At 35.1% G+C, this 15,527-nt stretch carries 8 protein-coding genes and 1 pseudogene; 4 read left to right on the top strand and 5 right to left on the bottom strand.

Features of this window, described 5'->3' with window-relative positions; translation table 11 throughout:
* The first annotated feature begins 16 nt into the window (after positions 1-16).
* Together E2636_RS11690 and E2636_RS11685 are read left to right on the top strand one after the other, a co-directional pair.
* A complete protein-coding gene (locus E2636_RS11690) occupies positions 17-814 on the top strand; it encodes a hypothetical protein (RefSeq protein WP_134210344.1) in 798 nt (265 codons plus the stop codon).
* Between the two features lie 113 nt (positions 815-927).
* Entirely contained in the window at positions 928-2,535 is a 1,608-nt protein-coding gene (locus E2636_RS11685) for a hypothetical protein (protein WP_134210343.1), read from the top strand.
* A 127-nt stretch (positions 2,536-2,662) separates the two neighbouring features.
* Here the strand turns inward: E2636_RS11685 and E2636_RS11680 are convergent.
* A pseudogene (locus E2636_RS11680) lies at positions 2,663-2,854 on the bottom strand (FRG domain-containing protein); the annotation flags it as partial.
* 196 nt (positions 2,855-3,050) lie between these two features.
* Here E2636_RS11680 and E2636_RS11675 point away from each other — a divergent pair.
* Positions 3,051-5,510, top strand: coding sequence for a cell wall-binding repeat-containing protein (locus tag E2636_RS11675; RefSeq protein WP_134210341.1), 2,460 nt, complete (start codon positions 3,051-3,053; stop codon positions 5,508-5,510).
* 169 nt (positions 5,511-5,679) lie between these two features.
* On the opposite strand, the gene E2636_RS11670 is transcribed toward E2636_RS11675, so the two are convergent.
* Genes E2636_RS11670 through murJ form a run of 4 tightly spaced genes read right to left on the bottom strand, consistent with a single transcriptional unit; the run spans position 5,680 to position 10,480 of the window.
* Positions 5,680-6,585 (bottom strand): GNAT family N-acetyltransferase, encoded by a 906-nt coding sequence (locus tag E2636_RS11670; protein WP_134210340.1) that lies wholly within the window; start codon positions 6,583-6,585, stop codon positions 5,680-5,682.
* A 4-nt stretch (positions 6,586-6,589) separates the two neighbouring features.
* Positions 6,590-8,056: an O-antigen ligase family protein gene (locus tag E2636_RS11665; RefSeq protein WP_134210339.1), complete on the bottom strand. Its 1,467-nt coding sequence runs from the start codon at positions 8,054-8,056 to the stop codon at positions 6,590-6,592.
* A gap of 13 nt (positions 8,057-8,069) precedes the next feature.
* Positions 8,070-8,951: a PIG-L deacetylase family protein gene (locus E2636_RS11660; protein ID WP_166669511.1), complete on the bottom strand. Its 882-nt coding sequence runs from the start codon at positions 8,949-8,951 to the stop codon at positions 8,070-8,072.
* 5 nt (positions 8,952-8,956) lie between these two features.
* Entirely contained in the window at positions 8,957-10,480 is a 1,524-nt protein-coding gene (murJ, locus tag E2636_RS11655; protein WP_243840623.1) for a murein biosynthesis integral membrane protein MurJ, read from the bottom strand.
* A gap of 245 nt (positions 10,481-10,725) precedes the next feature.
* Between murJ and E2636_RS19575 the strand changes: the two genes are divergently transcribed.
* Entirely contained in the window at positions 10,726-15,375 is a 4,650-nt protein-coding gene (locus tag E2636_RS19575) for a cell wall-binding repeat-containing protein (RefSeq protein WP_134210336.1), read from the top strand.
* Positions 15,376-15,527: the final 152 nt, after the last annotated feature.

The raw sequence follows: 15,527 nt of genomic DNA, 5'->3' as shown, positions 1-15,527 counted from the left end.
CGAAAAGAGGGATCCGATGAAGAAATGGTTGGCCATAGTGCCATTAGTCCTGATACTATCAGCATGTTCGGATGATAACTCATTTAAATTTAACGATATAAAAAAAGAATCGAATGAACAAGAAAAGGAACAACCCGAAACTACGCAACCTAAAGAAAATGAAGCTTCAGAAGAGGTGGTTGCAGAAGAGATCACTGAGGTTGATGATACAGAAGTTGTTGAAGAACAACCAAAAGAGTCTGCAGATGAATCGGAGGAAGACAGCGTAAGTGATGACACGACTAGTGAAAATGAGGTTGTGGCAAATAAAGGTCTTGTGGTATATATGCCAAAACGTGCAATCAAAAAAACATTCTTACTTGAAGAGTTTGAAATCGTCCGTGAAGTGAAGGCAGTTAAAGGCAATCGCATGCTAGAGTTCATTACATTTGGAGACGTAGTTACGAAACAAATATCCGAATGGACACCGACGAAATTAACTATGCTTTTTAATAATGCTGAAGGTGTAGAAGATGTGACTATTGATAATTTTGAAGCAACATCAGCTCCTGAAGTATATATCGACTTATTAAACGAACAAACCGGTCCTCAAGCATGGAAAGTCGTAGAAGATGATTTAACCTTGAAGATACCTGCTGGAACTTATAAGGACGTCATGGTCATTGAGCAAACAATAGTATCTGATGTATCCAAACAACAAACGATTACACGTTTTTACTTTGGTAAAGGTCTAGGTGTTATTAAAGAAGAAACTATTACGACAAATGGAAATAATAAGACGTCATACGTAATGGAAATGAATCGAATAGAGTAAAATGATTAGTTGCAGTCTTCTTTTAAAGGACTGCAACTTTTTGTTTGCACTTTAGTAAAATGGGTTATAGGCTAGAGAGACTAGGAAATATATATAAAGAAGGATGATCATGAATGAAAGAGTCTAAACGGTACAAAAAATCCCTCTCAATAAAAACAAAATCTATCACAGTATCAATTTTGATAATTGCCTTCGTTCTTGTAATGGGTTGGCCTCAATTTGTACCGATATCAGAAGAACAAGTGAATGAAAAAAAACATGAAGTAGACGAGCTGAATACTTTAACATACTCTGTAGCTGAAGGAACATTAAATGAAATTGCCACCCAAACCACAACGATTTATGATATTAAGGATGTTATTAAAACCTTTAGTATTACAAATATCAATAAAATAATTGGGGAGGTGTCAGTCACTGAAAGACAGTTTCCTAATGGAGATTCGCTACTATTTGTTGACTTCCAATCACCCAAAAATGACAATGTTTTTAGTGTAAATATAGGGAAATCATCAGCAATATTAAAGGAAGAAATGATAAATACACCGATAAAAGAATTATACTCATTTAGGAAAAACCGGAAGAATACTGATCCATTATCAACTAGATTAACCTATATAGAAACAAAAGAAATTTCATTATTAATGGGTGCTCAAGTAATGTATAAAAACCTTACCCACACATACGAAGAAAATGATGAAACGAGCACTGTCTATCAGTTTTTAGAAGAATCACATAATTATAATATGACAAAAGATGGTTTGGAAATACATGTTCAAGCCAATAAAAGTAGCGCTTCCACTTGGGCAATGTTGAGTGAAGTAAGTTTATTTAGTAAAGAAGAGCTAACGAATGCACACAAAATTGGCGTAGATGAATTTAGATGGATTACTCCGAATGCAACTTTATCTCATGGATTAGCTTCAATTTTCCCTGCTCATCCAGATGCATTTGTCCACTCATTAGTTCGTCAAAGTGGAAGAAGTTCTGCGTTAGAGCTTGGAAAAGAATCAAGTCGGTTTTTTGAAAACATGAACCGACATCAGTTTAAATCACTCGAAGATTCACGAAGCAAAGATGGACTTTGGTATTCGAATTATACAAGTACCTGGCTTGAAAAAAAATATAATATTGGCTCGAATTATGTGGATTCTCGACATAACGATAACATTTTTAGGAGTCAGTTACGGAGAGCTGAAATTTTAGGCTATGAAAATTATGCTCAAAATATAGAAGTTTATGCAAACTTTTTACTTAAGATGGTCGAAGAGGGCTATACAATTCCTACGGATCATGGTTTATATTTAATTGACTATTTTGATTTGAACAATAAAATGTTGACACATGTATCATTAAATCATGCACTTAGTTTAATGAATTATTTGTACTTTGCTTACATAGAAACTGGAAATGTATCTTATTTATCTACTGCAAATTTACAGTTAGCTGCTCTGATAGATACAGGGGATGCTTGGATAAACGACGATGCTAACGAAGTGAATTATCAACTTAATAGAAATGGAACTTTTAGTGGTAGAGACTATAACCTAGTTACGTATTATGATTTATTGTATACTAAGCAACTTCTGCAACAGCTAGGTAAGCAGAAAGTACCGATTGTTGACAAATTAATTTTAGTGAAGAAAAATAATTTACTTCAAAGAAATATAGAATATGAGATAAATAATGAAAACATTGAAGATTTAATAGGATTAATAGAATAAGTTTAGAATGATAATTAAAAATACCCGTTTTTACTAGACAAAATGGGTATTTTTTACGATAAATTCAGTGAAACTAATTAGAGTTGAATGGTCCATTATTTATGTCAAGATAGAAGACTTTGCGATATTAAGATTCAGGATTTTTCCCCCGTATTATGTAACAGGAACATAGAATTTTTGTTCTCCAATTGTTTTTATTTAATCGCAAAGGATGTAGCATATAAATTGAATAACTGTTCCCTTCCGCCCATCCTAAATAAGCAAAATATAAAGCCACTGAAGTCCAGTCTAACAATCTTGTTTTAACCCCATGATGTTGAACTCTAGATTACTAGGAAAATATATTTTAATAACGCTTGAAATTTTCCCAATAAATTGTTAAAATATACCTTGATGATAGCGCTTTCAAATCTAAATTTTACATAGTAATTACATAGTTTTTACAATTAAACTTGTAATATTTGCTATACTAAATATAGGTCTGAAAACCTAAAAAAAACATAGGATGGTGGAAAATGAATAAAAAGTTCATATCAATTTTATCTTCAACTATTTTAACAGCAAGCTTATTTAGTTTTAGTAATCCTGTAATAGTTAAAGCAGGAGATGATTTTTCATTAACCGTTATACATTCAAATGATACACATGCTAATTTAGACAATATCGCCAAGACAGTGACATTGGTCAAGGAATTACGTACAAAAAACCCCAATAATTTATTATTAAATGCTGGTGATGTATTCTCAGGAACTTTATACTTTAATAGTTTCAAAGGTCAAGCAGACTTAGAGTTTATGAATATGATGAAATACGATGCAATGACTTTTGGAAATCATGAATTTGATTTAGGGGATTCCTCAGATGGCCATAAAGCATTAGCAGATTTTGTGGCAAATGCAGAGTTTCCTATAATTAGTGCAAATACTTCATTTACAGCAGATCCACTATTTGCAGGTTTACAAACTAATGGATTTGGTGGAAATGATGAATCAGGTCAGGTTTTTGATGGGATTATTAAAGAAGTTGACGGAGAAAAAATGGGAATATTCGGTTTGACAACAGCAGAAACAGAGTTTATTTCAAGTCCTAAATCTGTAGAATTTACTGAGTATATTGCAGAAGCTAAAGCAGCAGTTGCTTATTTACAAGCAAATGACGTTGATAAGATCATTGCATTAACTCATTTAGGTTTTGATGATGCCTATGATAACGATTTAACATTAGCAACTGAAGTACCTGATATTGATATTATCGTAGGAGGTCACACCCACACTAAACTTGATGGGGGTCGCTTAATTGATCGTGCTAACGCTGCGAACACGATAATCGTTCAAGCAAATGAATACAATAAATTATTAGGTGAATTAAATGTAACATTTAATGAAACTGGAGAACTTACTAGCCACACATCTAAACTACACACGGTATCAGATGCTACCGAGGATGCGGATGCTGCAGCTAAATTAAAGCCTTACTCAGATGAAATAGAAAAAGTGAAAAATGAATCAACAGGTGTTTCCACAACTTCTGTCTTAGATGGTGAACGTGGAAATGTTCGCACTGGTGAAACAAATCTTGGAAACTTAATGACAGATGGAATGTTAGATGCTGCAAAAAAAATTGATAAAGATACAGTTATCGCTGTTCAAAACGGTGGTGGAATCCGCGCTTCAATTAACAAAGGAGATATAACTGTTGGTGAAGTTCTAACAGTAATGCCATTTGGAAATTCATTGGCAATTATGGAGTTACCAGGTGATGCTATTTATTCAGCACTTGAGCATAGTGTTAGTCAATCACCTAAAGAATCAGGTGCATTTTTACATGTTGCAGGTTTAGTTGTTAATTATGACAACACTCAAGAAGCAGGTAGTCGTGTCATTTCTGCTTTTGTTCAAGATGAAGAAGGCAACTTAACGTTTTTAGATTCTGAAAAAACATATAAAGTGGCTACTAACTCGTTCACTGCTAAAGGTGGAGATGGCTACTCAATGTTTAAAGATGCCTATGACACTGGAAAAGTAAGTGAGCCAGGAAATGCTGACTGGGAGACATTCATTAACTACATTCAAGGTCTCGATACAATTAATGGTGATCGTGAAGGTCGTATTAATCAAGTACGTTTAGCTGGTAAGAGTCGTTATGAGACAGCTGTAGAAATTTCAAAAGCTGGATTTAGTTCGGCTGAAACAGTTGTAATTGCTCGTGGTGATGAGTTTGCTGATTCGATGACTGCAGGACCCTTAGCATACCAATTAAATTCACCAATTTTATTAACACGTACGAATTCACTTCCAGCGAGCGTTGTAGATGAATTAAAACGTCTAGGTACGAAGAAAGTTGTTATCATGGGTGGATCTAAAGCGATTTCTAAAGAAGTAGTAGATAGTTTATATGATATAGGAATTTCTGTTCGCCGGATTGCAGGTGGTGACCGATACGAAACAGCTGCAAAAGTGGCTCGTGAACTTAGTACACCTGAAGAAGCAATTGTAGTATCTGGTTTAACATACCCAGATGCATTATCTATTGGATCTTACGCTGCACAATCATCAACACCAATTCTTTTAACACGAACTGATAGTATTCCAGCAGCTACAAAAGCTGCATTAACTAATGTTAAGAAATCTTATGTTATCGGTGGTAAATTAGCAGTTAGCGAAGCAGTTGAAAACGCTCTACCAGCGCCAACTCGTGTTTCAGGTAAAACACGATATGCAACATCGGTTGCTGTAGCTGAAACGTTTCACGGTGAGGCTTGGGCTTCATTCGTAGCAAGCGGTAGTGGCTTTGCTGATGCTCTTACAGGTAGTGTTTTAGCAGCGAAATACGATGCACCGGTATTGTTAGTTGGTCTTGCAGGGCTTCCTACTGAAGTAAAAGAATATATAGACGGAAATCCGTCAGCAACATATATCGTTACTGGTGGTAAACTTGCAGTTTCTGACGACACATACTACGAAATTTATGAATAATAGAACCACAAAAAAACCCGATGACAGGAAATTGTCATCGGGTTTTTTTGTCTACTTGTACAAGAATTAAAATATGTTTAGTATAATATGAGCTGAAAAAAAACTTGTTTTTATCTTTATCTTACAATTAAACCTCTATTTTATTAATCAACTTCGTATAAGTAGATATTTAAAAAGAATCTACATCACCTTGTAATATACGCCAGTTGTTAAAAGTTTGACCGTAATCATGATTTTTTAACGTTTTCACGACAAATGGCATTGGACTCGATTGAACGCTAAATCCGGTTTTCATAAGTGCTCTCTCTAATGGGGTGTTTGGAATTCCCCAAGTTGAGACAACACTAAAACCTATAGCTTTTTTAAAATTTATTAACAAAGCAACCTCATCTACAGCTAAAATATCTACTATTGAATAGATTGGAATGATTGATTTTAAGCGATCAATTCTGTAAATTACATAGGATAAATCTGATTGATATACATAATAGTCAATCGAAGGATGCTTAATAAAGCGATTTTTTAGAAATGCTTTTGAACGTTTCACATAAATTGTAGAGTCAAAATCTATATTGGACATATTCACCAAATCAAATTCGGGTAACGTCTTCATCAATTGGTGTTGTTTATTTTTTCGTAAAGAAGGGAGATTCAAGGAAACGTATCGATTGATGTTTCCTAAATCTGTAGCTTGACCAATCGTAATGAAGATATTCTTAGCTTTTTCAGCTGGGAACCCGTATAAAAATGCTGCATTTTGTTTCGCACTTTCTTTTATTAGCTCTTTAACAATTTGAGAATAGATTCCAAGTCCTTGGTAATTAGGATGTACCATAATATCAACTCGTTCTCCGATTATGATGGGCATCCCATCGACGTTAACAGCGTCAAACAATAGGCATGCTGCATGTCCAACTATCTGATTGTCTTCTACAGCGACAATGATGATTGGAAAATTGGAACTAAGTGTTTCGAATTTCCATTGCCACTCGGTCAAGGAACGTTTTTTTTGAAAAACGGATTCAAACAAAGTATTAATGCCTGATTCATCACCCGCAATGTATGAACGAATCATCTATTCAACCCCTTGTAAGATCTTCATGAATTGACTGGAATCGAGACTGGTTATTTAAAGAGACGGCTAGTAAAGTAAAGAATACCAATGTAAACACGTCTGCTTCCCATAAGTTATAAACAAGTCCCATAAAGAATGCGCCGAATACAACACCAATCATTAATTTAGCTAATTTTGAGCGTTTTGTCTTTAATAGCGCGTATAACATACCTAGCAAGAATACTGTAAAGCTTATCACACCAAGAACACCAGTTTGAACAATAATTTGAATGTACTGATTGTCTGAATAGAACTTTCTATCAATTTCGTATTTAACTAAAATAGGGGAAATTCGGGACAATGACGAAGAATCTCCGAAAGTTGAGAATCCTGTACCAATAATTGGATAATCTTTAAAGATTTCAAAACCTTTTTTTACAATAAATAGACGTCCCGAACTTTGACTGCCTGTAATTGTATCATCATTAAATGTACTTCCCAAACGATCAACGAAGCCTGAGCTACCACCGACATCAAATTGTTGTATGTTTTGTACTTTTTCTTGACCTATGGAAGTATTCTCTATCAAGTTAGTAACAAAGTTAATTGGCAAGACAATAACAACGAGAGAAATAGCCACTTGAATGACTATCGTTTTAATTAACGCCAAATTATGTGAAGCAAGAACATACACCACAGCGATGATTAAAAAACCAATCCAAGTTCCTCTAGAATATGTTAAGACAAAAATGCCAATGGTGAAGTATTGCAAAATTTGCATCCATATTTTGTTATAATGTAAAATATATTTCTTTGCATAGTAGAATATAAAGTAAGCAAAACCTAGGTAAATACCTAAAACATTGGGATTGCCGAGCATTCCATAAACTCGAACCCTATTTTTAGAAGAAAGAGGAAGTTCTTTCCATGCTTCTGGCATGAATAACCCTCTTATGGATAGTTTTTCTGTCAACGCTTGTACGAGAATCAAAAGAGTTGTCCATATAAAAACATGCAAGACTTGTAAAATATCTTCTTTTCTAATATCAAGTCGTTTTACGATGTAATAAATTAAGTAAAACATGATAAATGCTCGAAGCTGGAGAATGACTGGTATAAATCCAATATTATTTAAAAGTGCTGAAATTGAACCAATCGCTAAGAATGCAAAGTATCCGTATTCAAAGAGCTGAAATGAAAATAGAGAGCGTAAGTTATAGCGAGATTGCCAGACTACATGTAGAAAAGCTCCTACAATCATCAAATCTCCTGCTAAACGTAAGGCCGGATTTAATTCAATTAGAAACGGTCGAAGTGGTACATACAAAAATAGTAATAATATGGCTTTCTTAGGGCTAGCCAAAGCTATAATAAAAAGTACTATAGAAACAAAATAACCAAGTACTGAGTTCATACTATAAGCGGTTAATATTAAAATGACCATAATAATTGGCCATGTATAAGGTAAATATTTGGTGTAGTTCTGTCGCATGGTGGCCTCCATTTTAGGAAAGATTCTGAAGTTGTCGATAAATCTTTCGTTTTCTTTCTAAATTTTTAAATACTGCAAGTAATAATGTTGAACTGCGATTCGCTTGTTTAAAATCATGTGAAAAATCTAATAAATTATTCGATTTCAGTAAGTCTGATTGATTAATGAAATCGGCAACAGAAGATTCAATAAATGTTTCAACGATTGATGGTCCTTTTGAAATAATTGATGATTTGAGTTTTGATAATAAGATAAATCCATCAAATGCAATTACTTGAGATTTGAAATATGTTATCGCTTGCTGCTTCGCATTATTTTCATTTGTAATATCAATCACGCAGTTAATAAATTCGGGAGGGACTGGACAATTAATTTCATATTGACGTACCATCTTCGGTTGATGGTTAGCTGTCTTTAATGCGTCGGCAAGTAAATGAGCTGTTGCAGTATGATCCGTATGTGCATCAACAAAACTAGTTGTATAAATAATTTCAGGCTTGAACTCTTCTATTACTTTTATGAAGTCTTCCGATGACTGGACTTGATTGACATGACCATCTGGATAATCTAGAAAGGTAAGTGATGAAATACCAAGAATAGGTTGGATTACTTTTAATTCTTGTTTACGCATGGCCGATAAGTTATTGACGTGTCGATTACTTTTCCCACCGTCTGTCACTGTAATAACATGAACCTTTGTTTGTTGATCCGTGTACTTTTTAATAGTGCCTCCTAGCCCAATTGTTTCATCATCAACATGTGGTGAAAATACGACAACGTTTTTTAATTGTTCTAGATTAGTAACCTTAAGATTGCCTTTGTAAAAGCTCTTTAAAATATTTTTTGTTAAAGGAATTGCTAGAGGATTCAATACTTTGACGAGTAGTTTCTTCAATTCCCTTACACTCTCCTTTTCATAAATCGTTTAACTACATCAGAAAACACGTCAATTTTAAGAATGTAGCTGGAACTCAGGTAAACGATTGCTCCAATAATGCTCGTGCTTAAGATATTTACTATAGGATGCATATCTTTTAACAAAGTACTCGACAACATTAAAATAGCAACCATTAATGCTAAAGAGAGTACTATTTTTCCTATACTTTTCATTAAATACGTCCAGTTCAAGCGATCTTCTGTTTTCTGATAGACTATAATATTTAAACCGAAATAAACTGCGGCCATGACTGAAGATGCTAGCGGTATCCCAATATACGATTTTAACCAATATATAAATAGGAAGTTAAGTGCAATATTTAGGAAAACTGAAAATATACTAATTCGCAAAATAATATGTCCATTTTGCTTTGCATAAAAAGCTTTATTAATTGTATTTTGTAAACTAAAAAATAACACAGAACCAACATAAAAATAAGCGACAGTAGCGGTTGCCGACGATGCTTGAGCTGTGAAGGCCCCTCGTTGATATATAATCTCAATTAATTCTTCCATTAATAGCATCATTCCTGCAATTGCAGGAAGTATTAAGAAGAGTGTAAGTATTAATCCTTTTTCTACACTGCGGTTAAACTGTTGCTTATCTTTATTCGCTACTGCCTTCGAAAGGACTGGGAAAATAATGGTTCCTATCGTAACACCAATTATGGCTTGTGGAAAATGTACAATATTTTTGGCGTAATTTAAATAAGAGACAGCTTGTTCTGCAAATTGTCCAGCAAAAATGGTATCAATAATGAGATTTACTTGACCAACCATTACTGTAATACCTACTGGAATAAAAATCATAACAAATGGTTTGATCTCGTTTTTATCGAGCTTGCCACCAATTGTATGAGAATTTTTTGGGATAAAGAAAAACTTCTTCATTAAAAATGAGAGAACTGCTCCAACTAAATAACCATATGCAAAAGCATAAATACCTATTTGTTGTGAGAATAATATCGCTGATAATATGGACGATGTGATCACAATGGTTTGTGAGAAAACAGAAATTGAATAGCGACTTTCTGCATCCAAATATGCCTCATACACAGAATTCATTGCAGAGAAGGTTATTGACACAAAAAAGATAGTCGCTACGGTAATGGTTAACTGTATTGTTTCAGCATTAAAGTCAGGATACATTCTGGGCAAAATAATTGGCGAGAATACAATGCCAATAGCTGTGACACTTAGTCCAAATATGGTAGTAACTCGCATTATTTGTGAAAAGTGATGTTCAGATTTATTATTTATTGTCGCTAAAATGTAACTCGGTACAAAACTATTTTTCATTCCTGTTGCAAAAAATAAAATGAAAATATTCGGCAATATAAATGCCACTAAATACGCACTTGCTTCATTAGAATCTCCAAAATAATAGGCCAAAACCATATCACGTAAAAGACCTGAAAATTTTAATATGAGGGTTGCTAATATGAGCAATAAACCAGATATGGTTAGATTTCTTTTCAATAAGTTCACTCCGAACAAGATACTATATTCCTTCTAGTTACCATTGTTAATTTTAACAGACTCTAAGCTTTAACACTATAAATTTTAAGTTACACGTTGATTACAATGCGGTTTTCAATATATTAAATTATCAAAAAATAGATTGACCATGATAAGGTCCATTTGGTATGATTTGTAATGCGAGGAATATAAAACTGAATAAAAAGTCTTTATTTTCTCTGCTGCAAATAGGGAACTCTAGGGAGGAATTTATTTTGGTAAATGGTTCAAAAGTATGGAAAAAGTATCTATCTACATTTTTAGCAACAGGTCTTGTACTTAGCAACGTTTCTTTTGTCTCGGCACAAACTACCACAAAAGCTCCAAGTACGAATCTTGAAAAAGATTCAAAAGTGCTAAATGTGTTATCGAATGAAAAAGCAAAGCTTGTGAAACAACTTTCGGAGAAAAAGTTCGAAAACAAAAAAGATTTAAAAGCTAATTTGAAAGAAAACGATCAAGTTCGCGTTATTGTCGAAGTAGAGGGATCTTCTGCTGTTGAAGTTGCAACTGAAAAAGGTTTACTCTACAAAGAATTATCTTCTACAGAAAAAGCAAAAATTGATTCAAGTCTTAAAAAGGCTCATAAGTCATTGAAAGACACAATTTCTTCTCGAGGTATCGGTTTCGATGCACAGTTTGACTATACAACTACTTTCAACGGATTCAGTGGACAAGTTCGCTTTGCTGATGTCAAGAAAATTGAAAGTTTACCGAATGTAAAAAAAGTTTATTTAGCGAATGAATACGAAAAACCACAAGTTACGCCAGATATGACGAAAAGTCATGACTTTATTCAGTCTTATCAAACTTGGGCTGACGCTAAGTATAAAGGTGAAGGAATGATTGTGGCCGTTATAGACTCTGGTATCGACCCAGATCATAAGGATTTTGTGTTAACCAATACAACATCAGGTGAACTTACTTCTGCTGAAGTTACGGCTTCAGGTTTGACTGGTAAATTCTATACGCCTAAAGTTCCTTTTGCATATAACTACTATGACCAAAACGATACGATTAAGGATCTCGGTCCTGATGCATCAATGCATGGTATGCATGTTGCTGGTACTGTTGGAGCAAACGGAGATACGACTAACGGTGGTATCAAAGGGGTTGCACCAGAATCTCAACTACTTGGTATGAAAGTTTTCAGTAATGACCCGAACTTCCCATCAACATTCTCTGATATTTATTTAGCGGCTATTGATGATGCAGTTAAATTAGGTGCAGATGTATTGAACATGAGTTTAGGTTCAACTTCTTCTTTCTATGAAGAAAACAGTGCAGAAGATTTAGCGATATCTAAAGCAGTTGCAAATGGAATTGTGGCATCTGTTTCAGCGGGTAACTCAGGTACAATCGGCTACGGATATGATAATCCATATTATCAAAATCCGGATTATGGTTTAGTTGGTTCACCTGGATTAAACAAAGACACAGTGCAAGTTGCAGCAACAGGAAACTTAGTTTATGAGTTTACTCATACATTATCAGGTGATGGCCAATCAATCACTGGTTTCGGTGTAGATGATTGGACAACACTTGGAGAAGTAGAAGTAGTAAGTTTGAAAGCGTTTTCAGGAAATCAATCTGCATTAGGAGCTAAATCAGACTACGATGGAATCGATGTTAAAGGCAAAGTCGTACTTGTTGAACGTGGTGCACTCACATTTGTCGATAAAACGATTAATGCAGCAGCAGCTGGTGCTGCAGGAATTGTCGTATATAACTCAACATCTACAGTGTTCTACAAAGACCAAGGTGGCTGGGATATTCCATTTATGAAATCAACACGTGCTGAAGGTTTAGCGCTTGAAGAAGTTCTTAAGGATGGTGGTTCTGTTACTTTAGGTGTAAACCAAACTGACAAAAAAGAAAATCCAGAAGTAGGCCGTTCAACTGACTTTACTTCATGGGGAGTAACACCAGACTTAGAGTTCAAACCAGAACTTTCAGCTCCAGGTGGAAATATTTACTCAACAGTAAATGACGATAAATATACGGTTATGAGCGGTACGTCAATGGCGGCACCACACGTGGCAGGTGGTGCAGCATTAATTCAACAATACCTTAAAGGTGATGCGCGCTTTGACAGTTACACAGCTGATCAACGTACACGTTTGGCTAAAAAATTATTAATGAACACTGCTGATATTACAACAGGTTTAGACGGTAGTGAAGTTTCTCCTCGACGTCAAGGTGCAGGTATGATGCAATTGTTTGCTGCAGTTAACACACCAGTTGTCGTAACGGATAAAACTACTGGAGAAGCAAAAGTAAACGTAAAAGATTTCCAAAGCAAAACATTCACCATGACTGTTACAGCTGAAAACTTAACAGATAAAGCTGTTGAGTATGATGTAGACACTTCAGTACTTGCTGATAGATTCGAAGAATATGGCGAAATTGTCTACAACCAATTACAGTCTGGTGACTTAAAAGACGTGAAAGTATCTGCACCAGAAACAGTTACAGTTCCTGCAAATGGTAAAGTGGATGTTACGGTTTCAATCGATTTAACAGACGCTAAAGTTCCAGGACTTAATAATGATGGAAAAGACATCTTCAAAGCAATTGAACAAGACGTATTCGTTGAAGGTTTCTTGAAATTCAATAGTAAAGATGTAACAAACCCTGATTTAGTCGTTCCATATATCGGCTTCTATGGTGAGTGGGACCGTCCAGAGATCGTTGACGATTTTGAAGGTGACGATAAATTCTATCAAGACCTATTCGAATTCAATAATTTCTCGAATATGTTAAATGACAAAGGTAACTATTTCCAAGACACGATTGAAGTAGATGGAAAAGAAGTATATGTAATGTCTCCAAATAACGATGGATTAATGGAAGATGTTCTTGCATTGCCATCTTTACTACGTAACGCAAAAGAATTTGAAACAAATGTATTAGATAGCACTGGTGCGAATCAATTACGTTCAGTTAATAAAGAACAAGATGTTCGCAAAAACTACTACAATGGTGGAACTGGTAGCTGGTACTCTTACAATGAATCTCGTATTTGGGACGGTAAAGTTAAAAATGAAACAGTTGTAGATGGTTTATACCACTACGAGCTTAAAGCTAAAGTGGACTATGAAAATGCTGAATGGCAGTCAACTAAACTACCGGTTTATGTAGATACAGTTGCTCCAACAGCTGAAATCTCATATAACGCTGAAACTAACGTAGCTAATTTTAAATTTACAGATGAAGGTGTCGGTACTGCATTCTATGCACTTTACATTAATGGTGTAGATGTAACTGGCAAAACGTATCTAGATGCATCTAAAACGGAAGTTAACTTAGGTGATTATGGATATGAAGCAAAAGATGTAAAATCGATTGATGTAGTACCTGTCGATCACGCATACAATTTAGGTTATGAAGGTAACGTAATTGGTGATGACAACTTACCTATTATTTTCTTAGGCGATGCGACACCTTCTGCATTAGGTCTTTACAATACGAAAAATGTATTAGTAAAAGGTACCGTGGAGGATGAAGCTCTTGCAACTCTAACTGTTGAAGGCAAAGATGTTGCGTTTACTTATGACGCAGAGAAAAAAGTTTACAATTTCGAAACAACAGTAGCCTTTACTACAGATGGGTACAAAAACATTAAGATCAAAGCAGTCGATGTAAATGGCAACGCGTTTGAAATTGCTCGTCCTATCTACGTTGACACTACAGCACCAACGGTTGGTCATGACGCTCCATCAGTAGTAAATAATGATGTTGCGAAATTAGATTTCAACATATTTGTTAAAGATAACTTTAACGCTGCTAAAGTAACTGTGGATGGAGATGTTGTCTTTAACCGTGAATTCATTGATGAGACGAAATTCCTTACACCTACGGATGAAAAAGTAGCAGTAACAGTTGATTTAGCTAAAGGTGTAAATTCATTCAATGTAGTTGTTGAAGATGCTGCTGGAAATAAAGTGACGAAAGAAGTTAAAGTTGATCGCTCTGCATCAGAATTACGTGCTGAACGTATTTCAGGATCAGATCGTTATGAAACTGCAGTAAAAGTAAGCCAAAAAGGTTGGGAATCAGCAGAAACAGTTGTTCTAGCTCGCGGAGATCAATATGCGGATGCATTAGCTGGTGTTCCATTAGCACATCTGAATGGTGGTCCATTGTTACTTTCTAAAACAAGTTCATTACCCGCTTCAACTTATGATGAAATCAAACGTTTAGGCGCTTCTAAAGTAGTTGTTCTTGGTGGCGAAACTGCGATTTCGAAAAACGTTTTAGAGAAATTAACTCAATCAGGAATTGTAGTTGAGCGTATTTCAGGTAAAGACCGTTATGAAACAGCTGCTAAAATTGCTAGCAAGTTCGGTAAATACGATACTGCTGTAATTGCGAGTGGCTTAAACTTCCCAGATGCATTGTCAGTTTCTAGCTATGCGGCTGAGCAAGGTATGCCAATCCTATTAACACGTGACAAATCGTTACCAGCAGTTACAAAAGATGCATTAGTAAAAGCTGGCGTAGAGAAGTCTTACGTGATCGGTGGTAAACTAGCAGTGAACGACAGTGTATTAAATTCTGTACCAAACGGTCACCGTATCTCTGGTTCTTCACGTTATGCTACTTCAGTTGCCATCTCAAAATTCTTTGCAGATGAAACTAAGAGAGTATATGTATCAACTGGTGTAAACTTTGCGGATGCTTTAGCTGGTGGAGTATTAGCGGCTAAAGAAGGTTCTGGCGTATATATCGTTGGTAAAAATGTTACTCCAGAACTTGGTGAACATTTACAAAAACTTGGAGTTGAGTACGTAGATGTATTAGGTGGTAAATTAGCAGTACCTGATAGCGTCTTGGCTGAACTTGATAAATATTTAGGTAACTAATAAATAAATAATGAACCCCACATTCAAGATGAATGTGGGGTTCATTATGGCGAGTCTACTGAAAAAGTTAATTTATAATTTCTTTGCTTTTGGACTAGTGTAGGTGATTTCCGTTGCTGCGCGCTTTCATGTTTCGAAGCTAGCGTAGCGAT

It is taken from the genome of Paenisporosarcina antarctica (assembly GCF_004367585.1).
GTDB classification, from domain to species: Bacteria; Bacillota; Bacilli; order Bacillales_A; family Planococcaceae; genus Paenisporosarcina; species Paenisporosarcina antarctica.
This window is presented reverse-complemented; position numbering and strand designations above follow the sequence as displayed.